The organism is Rubripirellula tenax, assembly GCF_007860125.1.
Classification (GTDB): domain Bacteria; phylum Planctomycetota; class Planctomycetia; order Pirellulales; family Pirellulaceae; genus Rubripirellula; species Rubripirellula tenax.
Genome location: NZ_SJPW01000002.1, coordinates 153,206 through 179,293, shown reverse-complemented (window position 1 = coordinate 179,293; position 26,088 = coordinate 153,206). Strand labels below are relative to the sequence as shown.

Sequence of the window (26,088 nt, the reverse complement as noted above, 5' to 3'; positions counted from 1 at the left end):
TCACGGATTTGAATCGGATCCTTCGTTGGAAGTCGGTTCAGTCGTCTTTCGCTCGCTTGCAATCAGATAGAAAAACACCGGCGTCAAAAATATCCCGAACAACGTGACGCCGATCATTCCCGAAAACACGGCGACGCCAAGCGGGCGACGCATCTCGGCGCCCGCACCCGTCGCCAGCACCAGTGGCACGACACCCAAGATGAACGCCAGCGACGTCATGATGATCGGCCGCAATCGGGATCGGCATGCCTCGATCGTCGCATCAAATTTTGACTTGCCGGCGGCTTGTTGCTCCTTGGCAAATTCCACAATCAGAATCGCGTTCTTGCTGGCCAGTCCGACCAGAACAATGAATCCGACCTGCACGAAGATGTTGATGTCCATTCCGGACGCGGCAATTCCCACGACCGAGCAAAGAAGGCACATCGGTACTACCAAAACGACTGCCATCGGCAGTTTCAGGCTTTCGTATTGGGCCGACAAAACCAAGACCACCAACAGCACGGCAACCGCGAACACGATCAATGCCGTGTTGCCTGCACGGATTTGCAAAAACGTTAATTCCGTCCACTGGGTGTCCATGCCGAAGGGCAACTGCTTCGCCGCCAAACCGTCGACGATCTTGACGACGTCACCCGTGCTGACGCCCGGCATCGATGCGCCGTTGATGGCCGTCGCTTCCACGCCGTTGTAACGTTGAACCATCGACGGTCCGGTGCTTTGGCTGACCGTTGCCACCGCACCGAGCGGAACGATATTGCCCTGACGAGAGCGAACACGGAACTGCGAAATCTGTTCGGGGTGCAGCCGAAATTTCGGATCCGCTTGTAAGTTCACTTGCCACGTACGACCAAACTGATTGAAGTCGTTCGCATAGGTTCCGCCCAAGTACAGTTGCAGCGACGTGAACACTTCTTGAAGCGAAATGTCCATCGTCTTGCACTTCGTTCGATCGACGTCGACATACATCTGTGGCGTGTTGGCGCGAAAGCCGTTGAACATGCCCAGGATACCCGGTTCGGCAGTCCCGGCGGCCGCAAACTCGTCCGCCGTCGCTTGCAAATTGTCCAAGCCCAGCGAAGCCACATCCCGAATCATGACCTTGAACCCGCCGCCCGAGCCGAGCCCGTCGACGGCGGGCGGACCAAAAACGGACACCTTGGCGTCAAAGATTTCTTCGGCACAAACCTGCCGAATCCTGTTGGCAATGTTGTCGGCGGCGGCCTCGGCTTCTTCTCGTTCCTCGAACGGTTCCAAAATCACAAATGCCGATGCGAGGTTGGACCCGACCGCTCCTTGCACGATCGATTGGCCGTTGATCACCAAAGAGTGGCCGACGCCCTTGATTGCTGGTTCGTTTGCACGCTGGCCCAACAAAACGATTTCGTCGAATCGTTTCATCACCGCTCGAGTGCGTTCCAACGAAGCCGAATCGGGCAACTGGACATCGACCAACAGGTACCCCTTGTCTTGCGACGGCACAAAACCCACGGGCGTGTTGGTCATCGTAAAATACGTCAAACCGAGCAGCCCGCCGTACAGCAGCAAAACCAAAAAGCTAAGCCGAAGCAACCAGCCGGTCCCACGGGCGTAGCCGTTGGACACGCTGTCAAAAGCTCGGTTGAACCATTTGAAGAATCTCCCGAAAATTCCGTTGATCAACCGAGTCAGCCCATCGCCGTGGTGATCCTTGGGTTTCAGCAACAGCACGCACAGCGCAGGGCTGAGCGTCAGCGAATTGACGGCGGAGAAAAACGTCGCGGCGGCGATCGTGACCGCGAACTGGCGAAAGAATTGTCCCGTGATTCCGGAGATGAACAAACACGGAATGAAAACGCACATCAACACCAACGAAATCGCGATGATCGGCGTTGTCACCTCGGTCATCGCTTGGCGAGCCGCATCACGAACGCCCAATCCGTTTTCAATCTTGTGTTCGACCGCTTCGACGACCACGATCGCATCGTCCACCACGATCCCGATCGCAAGCAGCAGACCAAACAACGATAGATTGTTCAAACTGAATCCGACGCCTGCCATGACCGCGAACGTCCCCACGATTGCGACGGGGACGGCGACCAGGGGAATCAAAGTGGCGCGCCAAGATTGCAAAAATAACAGCACAACCAGGGCGACCAAGATGATCGCGTCACGCAGCGCGTGAAAGACTTCGGCAATCGATTCTGAAATGAACGGCGTCGTGTCGTAAACAATTCTGTAGTCGACGCCGTCGGGAAACGATGCCTTTAGCGCTTCCATTTTTGCACGAACGCGGTCGGCCGTGTCCAGCGCGTTGGAACCGGGCAATTGATAAATGCCCAGGCCCACCGAGGGTGTCCCGTCGAGCACGCACGACGTATCTTCATTTTTCGCACCCAATTGGATGCCACCAAACGTTTGCCCATCCTCGGTCGATCGCTGTTTGGTGACGATATCTTTCAATCGGACCGTGCGTCCTTCTTCACCGGTTTTGATAACGATATCACCAAACTGCGACGGATCTCGCAATCGCCCGAGCGTCGTCAGCGTGTACTGAAACGCTTGGCCATCCGGAATGGGCGGGCGGCCGATCGCACCGGCGGCGACTTGGACATTTTGTTCACGAAGGGCCGCCAACACATCGGATGCGGCTAAGTCCAGCGATGCCATTTGTTCGGGATCCAGCCAAACCCGCATGCTGTAATCGAGTTGCCCCAAGAACGCTAAGTCTCCGACGCCTTCGGTGCGGGCGAGTTCATCGCGAACACGGATCGTCGCATAATTGCTTAGGTAAAGTTGGTCTCGCGATTCGTCGGGCGAAACCATGTTGACGACCAACAGAATGTTGGGCGACTTTTTCTTGACCGACACGCCGGTTTGTTTGACTTCGGCGGGCAGCGACGGCAGTGCCAAGTTGACTCGGTTTTGCACCATCACCTGTGCCATGTCCAAGTCGGTGCCAAGTTCAAACGTGACCGTCAAAACATACCCACCGTCGTTGGTCGAACTGCTGGACATGTACAGCATGTTTTCGACGCCGGTGACCTGTTGTTCGATCGGCGCGGCAACCGTTTCCGCGACGACGCGACTGCCGGCACCCGGATAGAAGCACGATACTGAAACCGTCGGCGGCGCGATCTCTGGATATTGCGCGATCGGCAACTGAAAAACGAACAGCCCGCCGATCATCGTGATCAGTACCGAGATGACGCTGGCAAATATCGGACGATCAATGAAAAAATGCGGGATCATTCAACCTCTCCCGCTGCGACAGGCACTTCTTCTGGTTCGATGGTTGGTTTGACCTGCGTTTGTGGATCCACCTTGATTCCCGGTTGGACTCGCTGGACGCCTTGAACGACCACGTTTTCGCCCGGTCGGATTCCGTCCTTGATCACGCGCATCGAACCACCTTCGGGCTGGGCCACCAAGGGCCCCAACGTGACGGCGCGTCGCTGGGCCACGTTGTCGTCACCGACGACGAAAGCGAACTTGTAGGTTTGGTCGGTTCCGATCGCGGCCTCGGGAATCATCACCGCTTCATACGGTTCGCTGGTTGGTATTCGGACGCGAACAAACAGCCCGCCACGCAGCAGGTTGTCGTCGTTTTCGAAAACGCCTCGCAATCGAATCGTGCCCGTTCGGTCGTCGATTCGATTCTCAAGAAAGTCGAGTGTGCCCTTGTGAGGAAACCCCGACTCGTCCTTGAGTTGAAGTTCCACGGGAATGTTCAAGTCACGCAATACCGTCGTCTTGCGGTCGCCCTCGGCTGACTGGCTTTTGCTCTGCCGGATGTAGCGCAAGATGCTCGCTTCGTCGACATCAAAGTAGGCGTAAGTCGGTGAATCATTGACAATTGTGGTCAACAACGTACCGCTACCCAAGCCTCCCGTGACCACATTGCCAGCCGTCACCAGCGCCCGGTCCACGCGGCCCGCGATCGGCGCCTTCACTGCGGTGTACTTCAAGTCCAATGCCGTTCTGGCGGCGTCGGCCATCGCGACCGTAATCTGAGCCTCGGCTGCCTTCAATGATGCGGCATCTTCCTCAAGCTGTTCTTGCGAGATTGCGGAACCTTCTTTCAACTTTTTCGATCGCGCCAAAACGCTTGCCGCCAATTCAACTTTTGTTTTTTGCAATTCCACCATTGCCAAGGACTGGTCATGAATCGCTTGATACTGATCGGGTTCAACGGTGGCGAGCAATTGACCTTCTTGCACGAACGCGCCATCTTCGAATTCGACCGACCGCAAAAAACCGGATACACGGGATCGAACTTCCACGAACTCACACGCTTCGGTCCGCCCGACGAACTCGTCGTAGTCCGTCATTGGAATCGCCGAGGCCGGAGCAACGATCACTTTCGGAGGCTTCTTCGCAACGGCTACTGACGAACGGTTTTCGCCGCACCCCAATATCAACGTCAACATCAGCCCCGTCATGGCCGAAAATGCCGCCAGAGAGAACGCCCTCGAAATCGGGATCCTGCAGCCGTGATGTTTCGCTTCTGGGACTAAGTTCTTCATAGCATCGGGTTACTGCGTTAGCGTTTTTCAATCCGGTTCGGTAGAGGCATTGTAGATGGATCGCGTCCGATGACTACGGTGACAACGCGACTTGGCATATTCGCGAATGTTGGTTTCGCGTTAGACTGCCAAGTACTCCACAGAAATGGCTTTCGTTCGACCCAAAGGATTCTTGCCGTGCCAAGTTCACTCGCCCGCGTCGCCGTTGTTTTTTCCTTCGGATGCCTGTTGTCGTTCGCATACCTGAACCACGCTCCCATGGTGTCCGCCCAGGGCACGCCCGAAACGGCGGAGGATCGGGTGGTTCGCGAATCAACGACGGTGCTTCGCGAAACGATGGACACGGCGGGTAGCCGCATTCCGCAAGCGATGTTGGCAGACGCGTTTGGTGTTGCGATCATTCCCAATGTCGTCAAAGGCAGTTTTATCGTCGGTGCGAGGCATGGCCGTGGCCTGGTATTCGTTCGGGAACCCAACGGAATTTGGCATGCGCCCGTCTTTGTGTCGTTGACCGGCGGAAATATTGGCTGGCAAGTCGGTGTTCAGTCGTCGGACATTATCCTGGTCTTCAAAACCGCGCGCAGCATCCAAGGACTACTGTCGGGCAAGTTGACTTTGGGCGCCGATGCCGCCGCAGCCGCGGGCCCCGTCGGACGCGAAACCGGTGTGGCCACCGATGGTCAACTCAAAGCGGAAATCTACACCTACTCGCGCAGTCGCGGACTATTCGCAGGCGTTTCGATTGACGGATCCGTTGTTCGAGTCGATCCGATCGCCAACGGCTCGTATTATCGAAGCCCCGCGCCGGGCCAGCCGGTAATCGTCCCGACCGCCGCCGGCGAGTTAACGATCGCGGTTGCTTCGTACGCCGGTCACGCGGAAGCCAATCCGCAACCCGCATTCAACCCCGGACTTGGTGAACATCACGTGTCTCGCGAATCCGAGGTGATCCGCAATCAGCTCGTTCAACTTGCTCCCCAGTTGTACAAAATACTCGACGAACAATGGGCGAACTTTCTGGCGTTGCCCGCCGAAATGTTCCGCGGCACGGACCCCGATCCCGCTTCGCTGCAGACCATCATCGATCGATTCACTGCCGTACAATCGGATCCTCAATTTCGCGACCTGGCCGATCGCCCTGAGTTTCGATCCGTCGACGGGATGCTCCGTCACTATCAACATTCGCTTGCGGTCACCGCAGGAGAACTCAAGCTTCCACCACCGCCCAGTCGTTAGGGGTGATCGCCTGCGTCAATTATCGACAAGCTTGGTCTGTCGTTACATCAAGTACCGCAACCAACTTTGGGCTCGGATCACAAACATCACCGGCAATCCGGCGATTTGAATGTCTTCGGTGTAAACGGCCGCGAGCGCTTGAGTACCACCGGGCAACCGGACGCTGTCAGCCTCGTCGAGTTTGATTCGCACGGCGAACGCAGATGGTTTTCCCGAACTTAGAATCGTCGGCAGGATTCCCGATGCGGTCAACTGACCAGCGCCCGTCACATCAATCGTGTTGAGGACTCGTCCTGTGAAAATTTCGCCTGGATGACTGTGCAGTGCCACTTCGGCGTATTGACCGGGCTTGATTCTCAAATAGTTTTTCTGGTTGAACGAAGCCACGACGACACCACGGTTGTCGTCCGAATTTTCGAGCACAAAGCTGAGCACCGGACCACTGACCGCGCCGACCATCATGCCCTCGCGAAGCTGCAAGTTGACGACGTATCCGTCCGTCGGTGCAACAACAGTCGTTTGTTCGAGTTGATAGTTGGCGGTGTCGAGTTGGGTTTGCGTTTGCACGATTTGGGCTGCTGCGGAACTGACCGCCAAGTTGGCTTGCGACAACGATGTGCTGGCTTGGATCGCGGACGCGGCTGCTTGGTTGTAGCCGTTGATCGCGGTGTCGAGGCTCTGTTGGCTGCCTGCGTTTTCATCCATCAGCTTCTGTTCACGATCGCGAGTTTTCTTGGCAAGCTCCAAGCTTGAAGTCGCCTGGTCCAAGCTGGCGTTGGCCAATTCTACCGACGCCTCGGCGACCTTCTCGCTCTGGTTGGCCTGTTCTAGTGCCGCGGTCAATTGCCGAATCGTGTTTTCGTAAGGAACCGGGTCGACACGAAACAGAACCTCGCCCGCTTTGACGGGCACGTTGGGTTTGACCGCCACTTCGATCACACGACCGCGTTGATTGACGCCCGCAGCGATGGGCACGACTTGCTCAAACGCGATTGCGTTGTACGTCAGCGGATGAAAGTACTGAGCACAAAACAACAGTGCGATGATCAGCGAAGGCCCAATCGAACCCGCCACGATCGCAATCGGTAAGGACAATCGAATGAGCTTCAGCTTCGCAAAAACGAGCCAGAGTACGCCGCAATAAATTCCACCAAGTAACCAGCTCATGACTTGGATTCCTTGGTGAGCGAGTCGATTCGACTTTGGATGCGTGACACGCGATCCGAAAGCGATTCGGATTGAGCGTCCGTCGTATGCTCCGACGCTGGCGCGTTCAACGTCCGGTAAAGGTAGATCACGTAAACGCAACTCAGGATGGCGGGAATCATGCTTTGTGAACTCCTTAGCGGCTTGCTTCGAGGGCGGTGAGTGATTTTTCGAGCTGGTCGAGTTGACCGGCTAGTTTTGAGTCAATCGTTGGCGATGCGGTTCGTTGATCCTTGTCGATCCAAAACGCCCACACCATCGCGATCGCCCAAAGGATTCCCGTCGGCAATCCCACCCATCCGCAAACGCTGACGGCTTGTTGCTGAGGATGATTTCGCGAGGCGGCGATCCGGCCGGGCAGCATCGCCAGCATGACGACCAAACCCAGCGCAAGAACCGCAAAGACCATCATGAACACCAAAACGATCACGCGGATCGCCGGGCCCATGGACTCAAATTGATATTCCATCACTTCGCTTTCAAGTTCGAAATTTCTAAGTCATTCACTTCGTCGTGTAAGTCACAGTGGTCTTGCCAATCGCACCGCTGAACTCGAATGGTGCTTCGTCGTAGTAGTCCAGCGAGACGGGCGAATCCAGGTCCGTGCCGATGTCGAACGTTGCGTTGCTGGTGAAGTGCAACGACATCGCGCGAGGCACGCGGCCCTTGCCGACTTCCTTGCCGTCCACTCGCAATGTGATCTCCATTGGCCCGCCGATCTTGTCGACCAGCTTGGATTCGATTTCGATCGTTGCTTGGCCAATCGGAAGCGTGGACGAGGAACGAATCTTCGTGCGTTCAATTTCAAACAGGTTGAATTCGTAACACAGGATGCCCTCGTTCACGTAACAGGTCACTCCCCCAGAGAAACCCGCCAAGGCGTACAACACACCGTTGGCGTCTTGGGGGACATCGACTTCCATCGTCACGACGCTGCTGACCTTACCCAGTTTCGGTGCGGCGGATTCCGGCATGCCGGTGATCGGATGATCGAAAGTCCACTGGGTCAGGGGCGATGCCGGTGCGTCCTCGGGGTGATAAAGCGCCGTCGACCAAAGGCCGCCACCGATGGGTAAGTTTTTGTTCTTCGCCGACTCGGTCAGAAACAACGCTTTCATCTCTTCCAGCTTGGCTGGATTGGCCGCCGCCAAATCGTTCGCCTGCGTCCAGTCTTCGTCGATGTTGTAAAGCTCCCAGGTATCGGTCAGCGGCGACCACTCGCGAATGCCCGGCGGAATGCCGCCGACCCAAGGTTCACGCGGCCCGCGAGCACTCGCGAACCAACCGTTCTGGTACACGCCGCGACTGGCCATGATGTCGAAGAACTGCGTTTGACGCGTGCCAGTCGCTGCCGGATCGTCAAGCGAATAAGCCATGCTGACGCCATCGAATGGATCCTGCGAAAAACCGTTGACGACTTGAGGAGCAGGGATGTCCAGCAATTCATAAATCGTCGGAGCGATGTCGACGACGTGGTGGAATTGAGGTCGAGCTGTTTTGTCTGCCTTGAGTTTCTTAGGCCAAGACACCGCCATCGGTTGCCGTGTGCCACCGAAGTACGCACCTTGCAACTTGGTTCCCTTGTACGGCGTGCTGCCCGCCCAAGCCCATCCGGCGTGATACATGTTGTCGGTCTTCGCGGTGCCCAACGCATCGAGTCCGCCGAGCTCTTCCAATGCCGTCAAGTGCTGCGAAATTTTGGTCGGAATTCCGTTTTGAGCCAACTGCTCGCTGATCGTCCCGTAGAGTCCTTCGGACGACGAACCGTTGTCACCCCAGATATACAGCACCAACGTGTTGTCGAGCCTGCCCTGAGATTCCACCTCGTCGATCACACGTCCGACTTGCGCGTCCGCGTGTTCGGTGAATCCAGCAAAGATTTCCATCAAGCGACGTTGAAACGGCTTCTCGCTTTCGGGAATCGAATCCCACGAGGCCATCGAGTCCGCGCGAGCCGTCAGCTTGGCGTTCTCCGGAATCCAGCCAAGTCGTTTCTGATTCACGAACACGCGCTCGCGATAGGCATCCCAGCCGTCATCAAACTTTCCGTGGTACTTGTCCGCCCATTCCTTCATCACGTGATGCGGACCATGCGACGCACCGGGCGCCCAATACATAAAGAACGGCTTGTCGGGTGCGTAGGCTTTCTGTTCCCGCAGCCAAGTGATCGCGTCGTCGGCCAAATCTTCGGACAGGTGATAGTGATCGTTGCCACCGGACACTTCTGGATGGGCGACGTAGTTCGTGTTGCGTACCATCGTCGGTTCGTACTGCGATGCTTCACCGGCCAGGAATCCGTAAAAGTACTCAAACCCGTAACCCGTCGGCCAATACTCGAATGGCCCCTTGTTGGTGATCTGTTCTTCGGGCGTGTTGTGCCACTTGCCGAACGCGGACGTGTTGTAACCGTACGCCTTCAACACCTCCGCCATCGTCGCGGAAGACTTGGGAATGATGCCACTGAATCCGTCGAAATCATTGGCGATCGCAGCGATCTGGCCGTTGCCGACGCGGGTGTGATTGCGACCGGTCAACAGTGATGCCCGAGTTGGCGAACACATCGCGGTCGAGTGAAATCGGTTGTACGAAACGCCTGCACCGGCGATTCGGCTGAGCGTCGGCGTATGGATCTCACCGCCGTACGTCGATGGCGTTCCGGCACCCAAGTCATCCATCAAGACGATCAAGATATTCGGAGCATCCGCAGGCAGACGCTTCGGCTCGACACGTTTTTGATAGGTTGAACTGGCAATCGTCACGCCGGCTTGCGAAGCCGAAGGGGTTGGCGGGAAAGGCAAAATGTCTTGTCCCGACGTGAATCCGCTGGTGGCGAACATTACCAAGCAGCCAAACGAAATGGAGAGTCGTCGCATCATGGTGGTAGCAATTCGTTGTTGAGAAGTCTTGGGAAAGGCCTGCTATTTCTTCGATAGTTTCATCGCTCGGTTGGCATTGTTGTCGAGGAAGTAAACGATCCCAGGTTCACCAAACTCGAAAGCCACGATCGTTTCGGCTGCCGTCAAGAAACGCTGCTCTTGGTCCATCAGCGCCGCAGGGCCGGCCATCCGAGTGGTGGCCAATGACCCAAAGGTCAGCTTGTTGCCGTCGATGTCGGCTTTACCCGAATAGCGATTCACACCCGTGCTGCCACTGGCGGTGCCATCGGCTGAAAAATTGACCGTTGTCTGAACGCGATCAACGACGCCCTTGCCGGCGATGTCTTCGACCAACCATTCGCCAATCAGGCTGGACGTTCCGTCCTTGGGGTCATCGGGGAACACCGTTTTCCAATCTTGCTTCATATCCACGACCGTCCATCCTCGCTGCGGAGCGGCGTCGAGTGCCGTTGTCAGTTTGCCGCTGCTGGTCGGGTTCGCGTCGTAAGCGTATTCACGCTCGGCGTCGGTGTGATGCACGATCAAACCGAAGCTTGGTCGCGGGTTGTCGATCGTGGTGTATTCCATCATCGCCTGATCTCCGTCGCTGTTTCCAAAGCACGCGATCGGACGACGACCAATGAACTGAGCGATCCCCACCGGTTTGCCTTCTTTGTCATCGACGAACAACGAATCGAGCGTCTTGGTCAGCGTCGGCTTACCCTCTTTCAGTTCATACTTCAGCTTCCCGTACGAACCGATGATTTGCTGGGGCGGGATCCCGTACGTCGCTTCGGCGAACACTCGCATGAAGTCCTTGCCGCCGCCCGACACGATCCACGTTTCAAAGTCATTGGCTCGCAAGTAATTGAGCACTTCCAACATCGGTTGGTAAATGACGTTCGTGTAAGCACAGTCGAACTTGGGATGTTTTGCGGTCGCCAGCCAGTTCTGTACTCGCTCGTCAAACTCGTCAGGCGTCAGCCCCGCGTGCGTCAACGCGATGATCTTTATCAAGCCCGCGTTGTGGTCGGCCTTCAAGGCCGCAACATCACCGCTGACCAGCGCCGTGACGGCAGGATCGTCTTTCCAAACGGGATTCTCGGGCAACAGACGCTTGATTTCGTCGAACGCAAAGGTGGCTTGGTTGGGCAGCGGGAACTCGCACCACAACGTGCCGTCATTGTCGAACACCGCAATCCGCTCCGCCGCCGGAACGAACGACTCGGAACCCTCGGTCGTTACCTTCTTCACAAACGCAACGATCGCTTGCTTCGACGCCCCGTCATTCCAAGACGGCAACGAGTCTTGGGCCGCGACAGGTGTCGACAGGAGAGCGAAGATCAGAAGTGAACAGACTGTTTTCATGGCTTCGACTGCGTTTTGTTGGATCATTGAGAACTGGTTTTGGTAAGAAAATGGAGGTAAGAAAATCAAGCGGTGCGCATGGAAGTTTTTATTTTCTTACCTCCATTTTCTTGCCAGATTTTTCACGAGACGCGATCAGAGGTGTGCTTCACTCTGGTCTCCTTGGATTGGGCAACGCAAAAACAGTCACGCCTTCCTTGATTGTTTTTATCACACGAATGTCCTTGATCGCGATTGGGTCGACCTTCTGCGGGTTCTTGTCCAAGATCACAAAGTCGGCCAGTTTGCCGACTTCGAGCGATCCCTTGCGATCTTTCTCGCGACACCAATACGCCGGGTGAATAGTCACCGCCTTGATCGCTTCGATCGCTGAAATCCGCTGTTCTGGATCAAGCACTTCGCCTTCACGTGACATGCGATTGACCGCCGACCAGATCACGAACATTTGGTCGATCGGAGCGACGTTGAAATCGGTGTGGTTAGCGAACCGGATGCCTCGATCCAGCGATGATTTCAGCGGGCTTAGAAACGATGCCTGTTCCAGCCCGCGGTTTTGAATGTGCGTGGCCGCGAAGAAGTACGTGTGCTCGGTGTAGAACGAAGGGAACAGCTTATACTCGGCGATCTTGTCGAGTTGATCCTTCCGCACGAATTGGCAGTGAATGATGCCCGTTCGATGATCGTCGGACTTCTTGTCGCCCAACGCCTTTTCGTGCGCCGCCAACAGATGGTCGATCGCCGCGTCGCCATTACAATGCACGATCAACGGCAAGCCCGCGTCGTAAACTTTCTTCACCATGCCGTCGAACGTTTCAATCGGAAACGTCGGTTCGCCTCGCCAACGTGGTTCGCCGCCGGGGCCGCCGGTCAGATACGGCGTCGTGAACTCCGCGGTCTTGCCCTGGGGTGAACCGTCGATCGTGATTTTGACGCCGCCAAGTTTGAATCGTTGGTTGTACTTGCCGAATTGATTGGCCAGAAACGACGTCAGTACCCGATCGAGTTCCGTGATGAACGGAAACGCAATGACGTCGATGTAAAGTTCCCCGTTGGTGGCGGCACGGTTCAAAATCTGCACATCCAACGCAGTCGACGAGCCCTCATGAGACGTCGTGATGCCCGCTTCAGCGTAGATTTGCTGTCCACGTTGGATGGCTTGGATGAGAGCCTCACCCTTGGGTTTTTCAAGCGACTCAAAAATTGGCAGGTACGCCGTTTCCATCAACAAGCCCTCGGGTTCGTTCGTGCCCGGTTTCCGCAGGATGATCCCACCGGGCGGCGTGGCGGTTTCTGCCGTGATTGCGTATTTCTTCAGTGCGGCCGAGTTCAGCACGGCACCGTGCAGGGACACATGTTGAACAATGACGGGGTTGTCGGCGAACGCCGCATCCAAGTCAGCCGCTGTCAACTTGCGATCCGCTGGCAAAGCATTGTCGTCATAGCCATACGCCATGATCAATTCGCCGGGCGAAAACTGCTGCTCGGCTTGCAGCGTCTTAACGGCGCTGACAATCGCGTCGACGGAATCACCCGGCCCGAACGGCGGCGGATAGACGTTGGCTTGATTGGCGACGGAAAGAGCGTTGATAAAATGGCTGTGACCGTCGATGAATCCCGGCAGCATCGTTTGACCATCCAGATCAACAATCTTTGTCTCAGGCCCGCGGGTCTGCATCACCGCGTCGCGATCGCCCACCGCAACGATTTTGCCATCACGAATCGCAATGGCTTCCGCCGACGGCGACACGTCATTGACGGTGATGATGTCACCACCAACGAAGATCGCATCGGCAGACTGACCCAGGCAACGATCACAGCCCAAACAGGCGATGACGATCACCAAGAGTGAGGCAATCAATTGTTTTGTAAGAAGAGGCATGTCGTCAGTGAAGCGAATGGAGGACGGGGTTTTGGTAAGAAAATGGAGGTAAGAAAATATAAAGAGAGAATTGGGTGATCGGTGCTGGGATTTTCTTACCTCCATTTTCTTACCAAACTTTGCACGATGCGCGGCGGATCGTACGAAAGGTGACTAAAGCGTGGGCGATATTGACCCAGTGGATCGCTTGAAGTGGACTGTGCAGCACGAGCCTCGACAGCTGTTTCTGAAATGCGTCAAGGCCTTGTTTCATTGCGGTCAACCTAAACGCGGTGTCGCTTGAAGCGAGCTGAAAACGCTGGTTGCCCAGGGGAACGCCGTTTCGATTGAGCGGTAGCATCGCAGTGGCCACTTGGTTTCCGCCGAGCAGGTGTTCGATTGCTTCGATGTAAAGCGACAAGGTCAGCGAGGTTCCCCAATCTCGAAGCAGTTCGATCACGAGATCTCGAAAATGGTCCTCGCCGCGATAGTCGGATGCATTGATTCGAAACGCTCGACGCGATTCTGAGTCGAGCGTGGCGTTGACGAATTTGGATTCCACTTCGGAAGATCCGAAGTCAATGATTTTCCCATGCGACAAATCGAGTAACAGCAGGTACGTCAACAACTGCCCAAGGTGAGCGTCCGTGATCTTCTTGACTGCCTTCAACTCATACACACCCCGATCCGCGACGACGAAGTCAACGAACAACGATTTGCAAAACGACTGATGCGAAAGTTGGATCTTGAACTCGCGACGAGTCCTCATGCCGGTCGTCTCAATCCGAGCAGCTAGATCGGCTTGGTAAATTCGTTCATCCGCCAATCGCCCCAGTTCGTTGTGCATATCAAACGCATGCCCCATCACCCGGTAATCAAGTTCACCGAACTCGTCCGTGGAAAGGTTTGCAATCGAATGAGCACATCGGACGGGCATTGCAGTTTGCCAGGGAAAAGTGTCGGGGGAATTTTTGGTGCGAAAATGGAGGTAAGGAAATGAAGAGTCGTGGGTGTTGGGGTTTTATTTCCTTACCTCCATTTTCTTAGCAATCTCCTCACCAATGAACTTTGGTAATAAGATGGAGGTATGAAAAAAGGAGGGTGAGTTCGTTATTGTTTGGGGGTGAAGGTGCCGCTTTCTTGCCGGACGGGGAAGTCCTTGAATGTGGCCATGAAGTTGCCGACAAGGTTTTTCAGGGGCACCATCACATACATGTGACGCACGAGCCAATCGTCGTAGTACGAAGAATCTTCGGGCGCGACCTCGAACGGGTCGGCTCGCAAGTCAATGACCAGCGGTGCCTTGCGTTCTTCTTGCTTGAAGAACCATGACCCGATGCCATCTCGCGTTTGGGTTGAAAAGTGAAACTTGAACGCCTTGTATCGCAGCGCACCAAGGCTGCCGTCGTCGACGAAAGCAAAGTACGTGTCTCGCGGTCCAGATTCGACTTCGCCTTTCAAATACGGCAAGAAATTGTAGCCGTCGACGTGGACTTTGTAGGTGGTGTCGCCCGCTTGATGGCCCTTGAGCAACTTCTCTTTGATCGCGGGTTCGCCCGCAGCGGCGAGCAACGTTGGCAGGCAGTCTTCGAGCGAGACGATTTCGTTGGAGACACGTCCGCCCTTGATCGCAGCTGGCCAGCGGATTGCGAACGGCACGCGAATGCCGCCTTCCCACGTCGACGCTTTCTCACCACGGAAGGGACTCGTTCCTCCGTCGGGCCATGAAAACTTTTCGGCTCCGTTGTCGGTCGTGTAGATCACGATCGTGTTTTCGGTGATGCCGAGTTCATCGAGCTTACCAAGCAATTGACCAACGTGACCGTCGTGTTCGACCATGCCGTCGGCGTAGATGCCGCGCCCGGTCTTTCCCTTGGCTTCGTCTTGCAAGTGCGTGAAGATGTGCATGCGAGTCGAATTGAACCAACAGAAGAATGGCTTGTCGGCTTTGTGTTGTCGGTCGATGAAGTCCATCGCACCGCCGAGGAATTCGGTGTCGATGGTTTCCATTCGCTTGCTGGTCAGCGGCCCGGTGTCTTCGATTTTTCCGTCGGCACTGGACTTGATCACACCGCGTGGACCGAACTTCTTGCGGAACTCGGGATCCTTGGGATAGTCCGGATCTTCGGGTTCTTCTTCGGCGTTGAGGTGGTACAGGTTGCCGTAGAACTCATCGAAGCCGTGGTTGGTCGGCAGATACTTATCGAGATCGCCGAGGTGGTTCTTACCGAATTGCCCGGTCGCGTAACCCATCGGCTTGAGGAGTTCGGCGATGGTCGGATCTTCTTTTTGCAATCCGGAATCCTCGCCAGGCATTCCAATTTTGAGCAGTCCCGTTCGCTTGGGGCATTGCCCAGTGATGAACGCCGCTCGCCCGGCCGTGCAACTTTGTTGGCCATAGGCATCCGTGAACATCACTCCGCCGCGTGCAATCGAATCAATGTTGGGCGTTTGATATCCCATCATGCCGTGGTTGTAACAACTCGGATTGAACCACCCAATGTCGTCGCCCATGATGACCAGGATGTTCGGTTTGTCCGCGGCGGAAGCGACGCTTGCAACCGCCGAAAGTGTAGCCGCGATCAAGAGCAATAGAGCAGTCAGTCTCATGTTGATAGATTCCTGGAGGAACGGGTTACTTCAGTTGGACAGTCATTTTTGAGATCTTCCCATCGAACGCAAAGGGACGTCGATCGTGGTAGGCACGAGACACGGGCGACCCCAGGTCGATCCCAACGTCGAATGACTCCGTGGCGCTGAAGGCCGCGGGGACGGTTCGAGCGATCGTTGCTTTGCCGATCGACTCGCCATCGACGCGGACGTCGGCGACGCCCGCTTTGCCAGGGCCTTCGATGTCGGTCGAGATTGTGATCGTGTGCTCGCCCGCCGACAGTGGCTTGGCCGACTTCAGCGAATAGTTTTCGATGATCATCATGTTGTATTCATAAACGAGGTGGCCTTCGTCCATGAACACAGTCAAGCCACCACCGCTGCCCCCGACTGCATATAGCACGCCGCTGGCTTTGTCGCCGATCTCGACGTCGAGCGTTACTTCGGTGCTCTGCCGCCCAATACCGGGAGCCGCGAATTCGGGCATTCGCCGCGTCGTTTGGCTGAATGTCCAATTCGTGTAATTGGTTTTGACGCGGTCTTCCGGATGAAGCCGCAACCAATTGCCCGCTCCGATCGGAAAGTCCTTGTTGTCCTCGGCCAGCTGCATGAATTTGTGTTTCATTTCGGCGAGCTTTGCCGGGTTGGTTTTCGACAAATCATTCGCCTGTGAAAAGTCGGTTCGCAGGTCGTAGAGTTCCCATTCGTCGGTGGCAGAATCCCACGCCGCAATCCGAGGCACCGATGCCGGTGTGTTCCAGGGAATGAAGGGACCGAACGCGCACGCCAACCAACCGTCTTCATAGATCGCGCGGCTGCCGTTGTTATCAAAGAACTGCGTTTGTTTTTGACCCGCTGCGTCAGCATCACCAAACGTGTACGCCAAACTGACGCCGTCGATGGGGATTTGTTGGATGCCGTTGACGACGCTTGGCGGTTTGATGTCCAGCAGTTCGTAGACCGTCGGTGCGATGTCGATCACGTGATGGAATTGGTTTCGTAGTTTGCGATCGGGTTTGATCTTCGCTGGCCACGAAACGACCATCGGATTCCGCGTGCCGCCGAAGTACGCACCGAGCAGTTTGGTACCCTTGAATGGAGTGCTGCCCGCCCACGCCCAACCGGCGTGATAGATGTTGTCGGTCGCGGAAGTTCCAAGAGCTTCCAGACCACCGATTTTCTCGAGCGCATCAAGTTGTTGCTCGATCGTGTTGGGGATGTTGTTTTGAGCCAGCAGTTCGCTGACCGATCCCCGTTGTCCTTCGCTGCTCGATCCGTTGTCGCCGAAGATGTAGAACACCAATGTGTTGTCGCGGAGTCCGCGTTGTTCCAAGCCGTCGATCACGCGGCCGACCTGCACATCGGTGTGTTCCAAGAAGCCCGCGAAGAGTTCCATCAGGCGAGTTTGAAATGCACGTTGGTCTTCGGGAATGTCGTCCCAGGCTTCCAGCGTGTCATCACGCTCGGTGAGCTTCGTTCCCGGCGGGATGATTCCCATTTCCAGCTGACGAGCATGAACACGTTTGCGGTATTCGTCCCAGCCGTCATCAAACTTGCCTTTGTACTTGTCCGCCCATTCGGGAAAGATGTGGTGCGGGCCGTGAACACCGCCAGGTGCCCAGTACATCATGAACGGCTTGTCGGGCGAGAACGCTTGGTGGTTGTCCAGCCACGCGAGAGCCTGGTCGGCCATGTCGACGGTCAGGTGATACTCCGGATCGTTTTTTGGCGGCTCGATCGCGTCAAAGTTTCGCGTCAGGCGTGGTTCCCACTGCGATGTTTCGCCGCCCAAGAATCCGTAGAAGTGTTCAAAGCCGTAGTGGTTAGGCCAATGGTCCTTCGGCCCCATCGCGGTGATTTCAACTGCGGGCGTGTTGTGCCATTTGCCGAACGCGGACGTGTGATAGCCGTAATGCTTCAGCACTTCGGCGACCGTCGCGGCAGACTTGGGAATGATACCCGTGTAACCGTCAAACGCGATCGCTCGTTCGGCGATCGTGCCGCTGCCGATACGAGTGTGATTGCGTCCGGTCAGCAACGACGCTCGCGTTGGCGAACAAATCGAACAAGTGTGAAAGGCGTTGTAAGCGATCCCTTCCTTGGCCAACTTGTCGAACGTCGGCGTCTTGATTTCACCGCCAAACGTTTCGGAAACTCCGAAGCCGACATCATCCAACATCACGATCAAGATGTTCGGTGCATCATCGGAAAGTCGCTTCACGGCCGCCGGCCACTTCATCGTTGAATCCTCAAGCCGTGGCTTGGTGACGCTTTCCGTCGGCGTCGGCGGAAACGGTAGCGTACTCCCATCACCGTCGGCGGCCACGAGTGAGGGAAGTGTGCCGACGACGATAAGAAACGAAGCCATGAAGCGGCGCATGAAGGATCTCCGACTTGTTGAAAGACAAGGAGCAAGTAGCTTTCGGACTGAGCGGTCGATCACATTCGGCGATTGAAGGTTGGGTAGGCTTCCAACCTTCCAATTGTCGAACGACAGGCTGGAAGCCTATGCCACGTATCTACCGCTCAGTCTTTCGCGATCTTGCCTATTCGCTCTTGGGGTTTTCTTCCGACGAATCGTCCTCGGGTTCTTCCAGCCGAACCAGCAAGTAGTTTTCCGTCTTGTCCTTGCCAAAGTGAACCAGCACCGAGGCCTCGTCCTGCGTCAAATTGTAGAGTCCTGTTTCAGCGATCACCGTTTCGCTTTCGCCCAGACGCATCGCGACTCGCTGTGTCTCTTTGTCAACGCTTCCTTGAATGGCTTGGGTCTTGTCGGTGGTCTCGTTGTAGAGCGTTCCGGAAATGATGCCCGTCTTGTCAACGGCCAACTGAACCACTTGGCTTGGGTTCACATCATCGGGGTCGGTCGTCAGCGCGAACGTACCCAACGGCAACCACTCGGCTTCCTTGGCGGCGTCCTCGTCTGTGGGCGGATCAACCGTTGCCAGTTCCGCCGCGCTTTCGGCAAACTCGTCGGTGCTGGCGACTTCTTCGCCGCCGATGTAGACGCGGTTGTCTTCGATCGTGACGTTGCCGCCATCGCCATAGTCGTAGTAGACCGGTGCCTCGGCCGACATCGATGCGGTGGGCGACGAAACCCACTGTGTCGTTTGCACGTAAGTTGGCGTCGTGTACCAATACGTGTAGGGATACGAATTGAAAGCGTAGAAGTAACTCCATCCGCCGAAAGCGAACGGATGACGAACCCACCAGTTCGGTCGGAAGTAACCAGGGCGATAACAACCCGGGCGGCCGAAGCCAGGGTCAACCCAACGATTGCGAACGTCGTTGCCCCAGTCGCGACGACGGTCGAAACGTTCGGGATAACGAGTTTGCCAATTGCCGACCGAACCCAGTTGATCGCCCCACCGGTTGTTGATTTGCGTGATCTGGTCGCGATCGATGTTGGACCATGATGGGCGATTGCTGATGACATTGTTATTGCCAATGTTGATGTCACCAATGTTGACCTTGTCGCGATCGCCAAGGTTGCCGATCACTCTGCTGCCATTGCCGTTTCCAATGTCTGGTCGGCGATCGGGAGCCCGCCCAGGAAGTGTCGTCGGACGATTGGGTTTCGCGTCGGGACGAACGGGCCGATCCAGCCCAAGGAAGTCACCGACGTCGCCTGCGGATGGTCGATCCATCCCTGGTCGCGACAGGTTCGGTCGATCGATATTTGGGCGATTTCCGTCAGGGCGGGTCAATCCTGGACGTCCATCGCCGCCACCGATATTGCCGGGTCGGGTAACACCGCCGGGCTTGGTGATGTTTCCGGGCCTTGTGATTCCCCCAGGCTTGGTCACGCCACCGGGTTTCGTGATCGCGCCAGGTTTCGAAATGTTCGGCCGATCGATCGTGGGTCGATTGGTTGTTGGTCGTGTGGCGCTGGGTCGTGTAACGCTGGGTCTTGTGGCACTGGGGCGTGTCACCGACGGCCGGGTGCTGGCAGGACGGTTAATCGATGGGCGATTCAAACTGGGCATCGCCGGCGATGAATGGGATCCACCGCTAAAACTTGGGCGACTGTTCGAGCCACCAAAATTTGGTCGGGTGCCGCCAGAATTAAAATCCGGACGAGACACTTGGCCGCCGCCGAAGCTGGGGCGGGAGCCGCCACCACTAAAGCTGGGGCGTGCGCCGCCACCGCCCAGTGACCGACCACCGCCGCCCATCGATCGTCCGCCACCGCCGCGTCCACCGAAGCCACCCGCCTGGGCGGCTTGATAGAGCGGGTCACTGCACAGCATCGCAAGCACTGCGATTGCGATCGCAAAACTTCGTCGCCCGGCGTACTTCATGGTTGTTGAAATCATGGTTGGGTTTCCTGGGTCGTGGTTTGGCGGGTGAGCGTGACGGTTCCCATCGACGGAACTGGTTCACCATTGATCGTGTGACCGACCACTTTCATTGTCATCGTGTTGTCATCGATGCGATTGAGGACGTACGTTCCAGCGGCCTCCGATCCATCCGCCAGACGACCGCTTGATTCGATCAAAATTCGTTCGGACTCGACGATCCATTTCCCTTGCGATACCGAGCCATCGCCCAAGAACGTCCACGAACGAAGTTGCTGTTCGCCGGGAAGGGTTCCGATCATTTGATAGCCGGGGCTATCCTGTGACGACGCTCCCTCGGTCCCAAATGTGCGAACCATAAAGCGATCCCCCGGCACCAACCGAAACTCGTTGACGATTTGATTTCCGACGGATTCGTCGGCGCTCGCATCGCTGGCGGCCGACCAAGCACCCACCAACCACTTGATCGTTTGCAATGGGCTTGGCGAGGCTTGATTTTCACCATCGTCGATCGTGGTTTCGGTGACTTTCGTGATCTGCCACTTTCCGTTGATGGAACGGAGGGCGGCGGTGAAGGCAAATGATTCACGGTTGGGCTCCGCCGAATCGCCCGAGGTCAGCGTGTTGGTTCCTGTGACCAGGATCGACCCGTCGGCTTGAACGGCGACGGAATCGGTCTCAATGGATAAGGTCGGTGGGATGTCTTGCGCAAAGGCATCTTTCAATTGACCGATGATCGCTTCGCGACCCGTCAGATTCGTTTGTGCCGAAGCATCTTCCAGGACGGCGGCTTCAAACCAAAGAGTTTCAATCAGGGAAACATCTTGTCGATTGAAGGCGTCTTGATAGCGACCGATCGCTTGGTTCACGGCGTTATCGTCAGCCGCGGCGATTCCGGCAACAATCCACAAGAATCCAGCCCCTAAGATCAATCTGTTCATTCCAACCCCCAGCATTCATAGAAGTAATTACATGTTGCATGCGATGCTAGCCATTTCAATGGGATTGGCAACCCAGCAGCGACCCGCATCTTACTAACAACAGACGACGTGAAGGCCCCAAGTGTTCCTCTGTTCAGACGGAATGAGGCCATACACCCAGCGGTCAGCGTGCGAATTTCGTCGCGATGATCCCGGCCGACGAGTGGACTTTCGGGCACGCTTCCCATGCGGAAAAGTCGCCTTGATCGGCACCAGCGTTCTGCGGCCGCTTCCAGTTTTGCCGTTTGTCCGACGCGGTTGATCCCAGGGTCCCGAATGGGCCGATTCTTCGAAGGCGTCTGCGGTACAGACGCGAGCGAAGCGGGGGGCTCCGTTTCAAATTTCTGCGCCAGAGTCTGCAAACGTTATCGTCGATATGTCAGTACTAACAAACGTCATTGAGTCACTCGGGCGAGCGACGCTTCTGCTCATGATTTGCGTCGGTGGAAACGTCGTCACCGCTGCGGAGTGCGATGTGGCCTGCGATGACTTGACGGACGCGTGGACGTGCGACGGTTGCGGGACCAGCCCCGCAGAACCCGACTGCTTCTATGATCGAATGACGGGATCGCTGGCAGAATCGGGCATCCTGTTTCAGTCCAACATCACCCAGTTCTATACCGGGACCGTTGACGGAGGCTTCGAACAGACCGATCTCTACGGCGGACACGGCGACTACCTTGGCATTTTTGACTTCGGGAAACTGGGCGTTCAAGAAGGACTGTTCTTGCAAGTTCGCGCCGAGCATCGGTTTGGCCGATCGATCACCGAACCTTCGGGCGTTTTTCTGCCGCCAACGATTACGGCGGATTTGCCGGTGGTTGATAGTCGGGATCTCTACCTGACCAACTTCTTAATCACCCAAGCATTGTCAGAATCGTTCGTCGTCTTCGGCGGCAAGCTCGACACGCTTGATGGTGACAAGAACGCATTTGCCCACGGGCGTGGCGTTCGTCAGTTTTCCAATGCGGCGCTCGTCGCCAATCCCGTGGCTCTGCGAACGATTCCGTATTCAACAATCGGTTTCGGATTCGCAACCCTTCTGGATGGCGAGCCGCTGTTCAGTTTCACTTTGCTGAACGCCGTCGACACGACCGACTCGTTTGGGGTGGACGAATTGTTTGCCGAGGGCGCTGCGATTTCGACGGAGCTGCGTGTGCCGACGAACTTCCTGCGCAAGCCTGGCCATGTTTTGCTGGGTGGTACTTGGAGCAGTCGTAACTTTGCCGCGCTCGACCAAGATCCGCGGATCGTTTTCCCAACGGTGGCGATCGACCGAAAAAGTGACTCGTGGTCGTTGTACTTCAACACCGATCAATACCTGGTTACCGATCCACGTGACGCGAGTCGCGGCTGGGGATTCTTTACCCGCGGCGGCATCTCCGACGAAGACACCAATCCGATCGCGTACTTCTTAAGCGCCGGGATCGGTGGCAATAGCCCCATCCGAGGGCGAGAAAATGACACGTTCGGCGTCGGCTACTACTATGCCGGACTCAGCGACGAGCTCGCACCCTTCATTGCCACCGTCGCCGGCAACTTGGGCGATGGCTCAGGAACCGAATTGTTCTATAACGTTCAAGCCACCAAGCACGTCACCGTGACACCCGACCTGCAGTTCCTCAATCCCGGCCGTGACACCGTCGATGACGTGGTGATTTTGGGTGTTCGAGTTAACATTTCGATCTAGGTCGCTGCGGCGAGATCCAATCTCAAAACACCGGTTGCTACAACCGTTTTGCCGCCCAATTTGCGGATGCAGGGCATGAAGGGAGCCGTGCCCCACGACTCCCTTCATTGGTCAGTCACGCGTGATCACGAGGGTTCCGTGTGACCGCACATGTCTTGACCATTCCCGTGCATTTCGCGCCTCGCCGCAATCAGATTGCTTGAATCCTCCGCGAGGGCCGCCAACCGTGACGTCACACGATTAGTATCGGATGCTGCGTCGGGTTATTCTATGAGCGAATCCATCCAAACCTTCGTCCGAGCCGAGTCATCGCATGGCCAACACCGACGCCAAAACCGAGCGAATCCAATCACGCGTTGATCCGCCCGACTTTGGGAAGAACACGCTGTGGGACGCGCTATCCCGAACGCCCGGTGTTGGGTTAAGTGTGATTGATGTCCACGAACGTCTTTTGTTTGTCAACGCGGTTTCGCGCGAATGGTTCTTGGGATCTGCCGACGCTGATGTCGACGGGAAGTCGATGAGAGACTTTCATCCCGACACGTTTGTTGACGAGCGGATGGACATGATCCAACAAGTCGTCACCACATCCAAACCAATGTCGATCGATCACATCTATCACGGTCGTCGCATCAAGTCGACGCTTTGGCCGATGGCCGATCGAAAGCCACCGTTCGACCGGGTGATCGTCGTTAGCTTGACGCACGCAGGCTGGAGCTCGCATCCCGTCGTCAATGCCATCCCCTTTGAGACTTACGAAACACGGTTCATCGACTTGGGGCCATTGAATGTCCTGACCAAGCGAGAAGTCGAGGTGATGGCCTTGCTTGGACACGGGTTGAGCGTGCCGCAAACCGCAAAGATTTTGCACCGCAGCGTAAAGACGATCGAACGCCATAAAAGTGCGATCAGCAAAAAATTGAATCTGAGCGGCCAGTCCGAACTCGTGATGACGGTGTCTTCGATGGGATTGGAGGTCAGCGATGCGATGCTGACTCGCCACGAGATGGACGCCGAAGAAGATTGAAAATCGGCTAGACCAGAGCTGGGTCTATCCGTCATCAATTCAGCCATCGCTGATTCTGTGATCAGACGCAGCTGGGTGGTTACAATCTGCTGCCAGAATGATTTCCACCTCCTTCCACCGATGCTAAATGCGAATGACAAGAACGAACATGATGCGAATCACAGTACTGCTCGGTCTCGCGGTGTTCCAGCACGCGTCTGCGGCCGACTTGAATCACTTGCAGCCGATCCTGGCAAAGCCGGGCCAGGTTGTCTTGGATATGGATTTTGAAACCGACTTTGTTGTCGACAAAAGCCACAAGTTCTTTGTCTGCGGCCAGGGAACCACATGGAAAGCAAAGCAAGGGATGTTGGTCGGGACGGAGTCTTCGCCCGAATACCAAGCAAAGAAAGAAGCCCAAGGGAATGGGCATCTCGGAACGGCCCCGAGACTGCAGATCCGAGACTCACCGCGCGACGTGATCTTGAGATACTCGTTCAAAATCGTCGGGGGCAAAGGAACCAAGTTGCTGCCGATGATCGAAGCGGGACACCATCTCAGGCGAATCTACTTCGGCGCCGACGGCAGCCAAATTTTGGTTGATCACGAGAAGAAGACGATCGCCGAAAGCGACTTCGTACTACAACAAGACCAGTGGTACCACGTCATGATCGAAATCAAAGGAGACGAATTCCTGGTCCGGTTCCAAGACGGCCCGACCATCTACGGAAACGATCCAGGCGTTGGTGCCGATTTCGCCAACCACGCGATTGGCATCACCGCGACCGACAAAGGCACTATCTATATCGACAACCTGGCGATTTGGAATGCCGCCGACGTTCAGCCCGGTTGGGTAACGGCGAAAGCGAAGTTCGCCCCGTGATTGCTGCGTAGATGCAGACGCCTCGCCGAGGTGAATCAAAGGTGTCAGTCTTTCCGTTTTTAGGGCGGCCTCTAACGCGAAGCGGTGACTTAAGATCCAAGCTGCGGGTGAGACATCTGTTGAATCGAGCAGGCGATCTGAAGCCGGAAAAGATTTCTGTCGCCATTTCTTTGGGTCAAGCGTGGCTTGACGCGGGTGGTCCCGTCGATCCGCATAGCACGATCCGTCTGAATGGAATCGCCTTTGGTTTGAGAATGCAGTAATAGCTCTTGGTCAATCGAAACATGGACACATCAAAGGGAGTGCTCAACGCGTGATCACACCGGTCGTGCCATCTCGGCCAGTCAGTCGCAGAGCCGTTTCGCAAGGAACAAGCGGACTGGCCCTAGTCCATCTCTGCGATCCACTGCTGCAACAGCGCGAGGCCTTCCTTGTGAACCAGGGCCTTCCCGAACTCTGGCATCACTTCGCCCGCCTTAACGGTTTGCATGCGGTATTCCATGATCGATTCGTGCGGCTTTCCAGGCACGATTGCATACAGCCGACCTCCCGTTCCTTTTCCTGCGGCGACAGGTGTCTTAAACACACCTAGGCGGTAAGGGTGATCTGCTTCAGCATTCAAATGTAGCCCCGAATTCCGGGCAGGCCCCGCCGGGTTATGGCAATGGCCGCAGTTGACTTCCAAATAGGCTCGAGCGCGATCATTCACGCTGCCGGTGGAGTTGTCATCCCAGACGGCAAGTTGAGAAACTGTGTCCAGTTCAGGTAGGCCTTCCAAAGCACCAATCTTGGCCCAATGAACCAATTGATTTTGGCTGCCATCGGCGTACACAAAGTCGCGATTCAAGTTCCTTGCCTTGGGGCCGATGGGCTGCATCGTTGAACCTGTATGGCAGCGCTTGCAGTCATTCAGATTCGGCACCGCGTGAGCATTGGTTCGTACGTCGCCGTCGGTATGTTTCCACGTGACCTCGACCGTCCCGCCGGTGATCGCTAAACGAGCGTCGCTCTGATCTTCGTCCCACAGATACGGGATACCGATCCAACCGCTCTCCTGATGCTCCATGATTCGCGTCTCAATCAACCGGCGACCCTTCGATAGGTCGTTCAAATCATGAGCATAGTAAAATGTTTTCGCGATGATCGTACCGACGGGGAAATCGAGTGGTCCCTGGGGCGTGTACGTTGCCGCGGTCCCTACCGGCAAACGGACAAGACGCTGCTTCTGGGCATAGTCGGTGAACAGCGGGGTGTTGAGTTCGTACTCGATCACATCGTGCGCGGGAGCCAAATCCTTCATCGGACCTATGAACAATTCGTAGTCAGAAAGGCGAGCCTTGAACTTGTTCTTTCGCGAAGCACGCAATGCCTTTGATTGAGACAGGTTTGCTTGCGACACCTCAGGTAGGCTTGAAGCCGACTCAGTCGCTGTGAACGGTTTCGATTCGGTGTCACAGCCCGTCAGTGTCAGTGCGACCAAAGCTGTCGCTCCAACAACTGCTCTGCAAAACGTAGGCACATGCATTCTGAAAATCGAAGTTCGCATCACGATAGAACTTGCGTGGTAAATGA

General features: G+C 56.1%; 18 protein-coding genes. 4 read left to right on the top strand and 14 right to left on the bottom strand.

Going from position 1 to position 26,088, the window contains the following annotated elements; genetic code table 11:
• Both Poly51_RS06445 and Poly51_RS06440 read right to left on the bottom strand, forming a co-directional pair.
• Positions 1 to 3,231 carry an efflux RND transporter permease subunit gene (locus tag Poly51_RS06445; protein ID WP_146455565.1) on the bottom strand — a complete coding sequence of 1,077 codons (3,231 nt, stop codon included), beginning with the start codon at positions 3,229 to 3,231 and terminating at the stop codon, positions 1 to 3.
• Positions 3,228 to 4,421 (bottom strand): efflux RND transporter periplasmic adaptor subunit, encoded by a 1,194-nt coding sequence (locus Poly51_RS06440; RefSeq protein WP_186775384.1) that lies wholly within the window; start codon positions 4,419 to 4,421, stop codon positions 3,228 to 3,230. Before Poly51_RS06440 ends, Poly51_RS06445 begins: the two co-directional genes overlap by 4 nt.
• 261 nt (positions 4,422 to 4,682) lie before the next feature.
• Here Poly51_RS06440 and Poly51_RS06435 point away from each other — a divergent pair, with 261 nt between their 5' ends.
• Complete coding sequence (locus Poly51_RS06435; RefSeq protein WP_246114306.1) at positions 4,683 to 5,741, top strand: lipid-binding SYLF domain-containing protein; 1,059 nt, start codon at positions 4,683 to 4,685, stop codon at positions 5,739 to 5,741.
• A gap of 42 nt (positions 5,742 to 5,783) precedes the next feature.
• Here the strand turns inward: Poly51_RS06435 and Poly51_RS06430 are convergent, their stop codons facing one another.
• The 11 genes from Poly51_RS06430 to Poly51_RS06385 all read right to left on the bottom strand — a co-directional run bounded on the left by Poly51_RS06430 (position 5,784) and on the right by Poly51_RS06385 (position 20,898).
• A complete protein-coding gene (locus Poly51_RS06430) occupies positions 5,784 to 6,908 on the bottom strand; it encodes an HlyD family secretion protein (protein WP_146455561.1) in 1,125 nt (374 codons plus the stop codon).
• Positions 6,905 to 7,069 (bottom strand): hypothetical protein, encoded by a 165-nt coding sequence (locus Poly51_RS30320; protein ID WP_186775383.1) that lies wholly within the window; start codon positions 7,067 to 7,069, stop codon positions 6,905 to 6,907. The genes Poly51_RS06430 and Poly51_RS30320 overlap by 4 nt, the downstream gene beginning before the upstream one ends.
• A 14-nt stretch (positions 7,070 to 7,083) precedes the next feature.
• Complete coding sequence (locus tag Poly51_RS06425; protein ID WP_146455558.1) at positions 7,084 to 7,416, bottom strand: DUF3302 domain-containing protein; 333 nt, start codon at positions 7,414 to 7,416, stop codon at positions 7,084 to 7,086.
• Between the two features lie 34 nt (positions 7,417 to 7,450).
• Positions 7,451 to 9,823, bottom strand: coding sequence for an arylsulfatase (locus Poly51_RS06420; protein WP_222435803.1), 2,373 nt, complete (start codon positions 9,821 to 9,823; stop codon positions 7,451 to 7,453).
• 42 nt (positions 9,824 to 9,865) lie between these two features.
• A complete protein-coding gene (locus Poly51_RS06415) occupies positions 9,866 to 11,191 on the bottom strand; it encodes an META domain-containing protein (protein ID WP_146455556.1) in 1,326 nt (441 codons plus the stop codon).
• A 148-nt stretch (positions 11,192 to 11,339) separates the two neighbouring features.
• Entirely contained in the window at positions 11,340 to 13,070 is a 1,731-nt protein-coding gene (locus tag Poly51_RS06410) for an amidohydrolase (RefSeq protein ID WP_222435802.1), read from the bottom strand.
• 109 nt (positions 13,071 to 13,179) lie between these two features.
• Positions 13,180 to 13,986: a GxxExxY protein gene (locus tag Poly51_RS06405; RefSeq protein WP_146455554.1), complete on the bottom strand. Its 807-nt coding sequence runs from the start codon at positions 13,984 to 13,986 to the stop codon at positions 13,180 to 13,182.
• 173 nt (positions 13,987 to 14,159) lie between these two features.
• Complete coding sequence (locus tag Poly51_RS06400; RefSeq protein WP_146455552.1) at positions 14,160 to 15,659, bottom strand: arylsulfatase; 1,500 nt, start codon at positions 15,657 to 15,659, stop codon at positions 14,160 to 14,162.
• A gap of 25 nt (positions 15,660 to 15,684) precedes the next feature.
• Positions 15,685 to 18,039 (bottom strand): arylsulfatase, encoded by a 2,355-nt coding sequence (locus Poly51_RS06395; RefSeq protein WP_146455549.1) that lies wholly within the window; start codon positions 18,037 to 18,039, stop codon positions 15,685 to 15,687.
• A gap of 166 nt (positions 18,040 to 18,205) precedes the next feature.
• Positions 18,206 to 19,975, bottom strand: a complete 1,770-nt coding sequence (locus Poly51_RS06390; RefSeq protein ID WP_146455547.1) for a mu-protocadherin- cell-suface protein — start codon at positions 19,973 to 19,975, stop codon at positions 18,206 to 18,208.
• Positions 19,972 to 20,898: a YybH family protein gene (locus tag Poly51_RS06385; protein ID WP_186775382.1), complete on the bottom strand. Its 927-nt coding sequence runs from the start codon at positions 20,896 to 20,898 to the stop codon at positions 19,972 to 19,974. Before Poly51_RS06385 ends, Poly51_RS06390 begins: the two co-directional genes overlap by 4 nt.
• 415 nt (positions 20,899 to 21,313) lie before the next feature.
• Here Poly51_RS06385 and Poly51_RS06380 point away from each other — a divergent pair, with 415 nt between their 5' ends.
• The 3 genes from Poly51_RS06380 to Poly51_RS06370 all read left to right on the top strand — a co-directional run bounded on the left by Poly51_RS06380 (position 21,314) and on the right by Poly51_RS06370 (position 24,516).
• Positions 21,314 to 22,627, top strand: a complete 1,314-nt coding sequence (locus Poly51_RS06380; protein ID WP_146455543.1) for a carbohydrate porin — start codon at positions 21,314 to 21,316, stop codon at positions 22,625 to 22,627.
• A gap of 313 nt (positions 22,628 to 22,940) precedes the next feature.
• Entirely contained in the window at positions 22,941 to 23,654 is a 714-nt protein-coding gene (locus Poly51_RS06375) for a PAS and helix-turn-helix domain-containing protein (protein WP_146455541.1), read from the top strand.
• Between the two features lie 148 nt (positions 23,655 to 23,802).
• Positions 23,803 to 24,516, top strand: a complete 714-nt coding sequence (locus tag Poly51_RS06370; protein ID WP_146455539.1) for a hypothetical protein — start codon at positions 23,803 to 23,805, stop codon at positions 24,514 to 24,516.
• 385 nt (positions 24,517 to 24,901) lie between these two features.
• Here Poly51_RS06370 and Poly51_RS06365 read toward each other — a convergent pair whose 3' ends face one another.
• Positions 24,902 to 25,996 (bottom strand): SO2930 family diheme c-type cytochrome, encoded by a 1,095-nt coding sequence (locus tag Poly51_RS06365; RefSeq protein ID WP_186775381.1) that lies wholly within the window; start codon positions 25,994 to 25,996, stop codon positions 24,902 to 24,904.
• Positions 25,997 to 26,088: the final 92 nt, after the last annotated feature.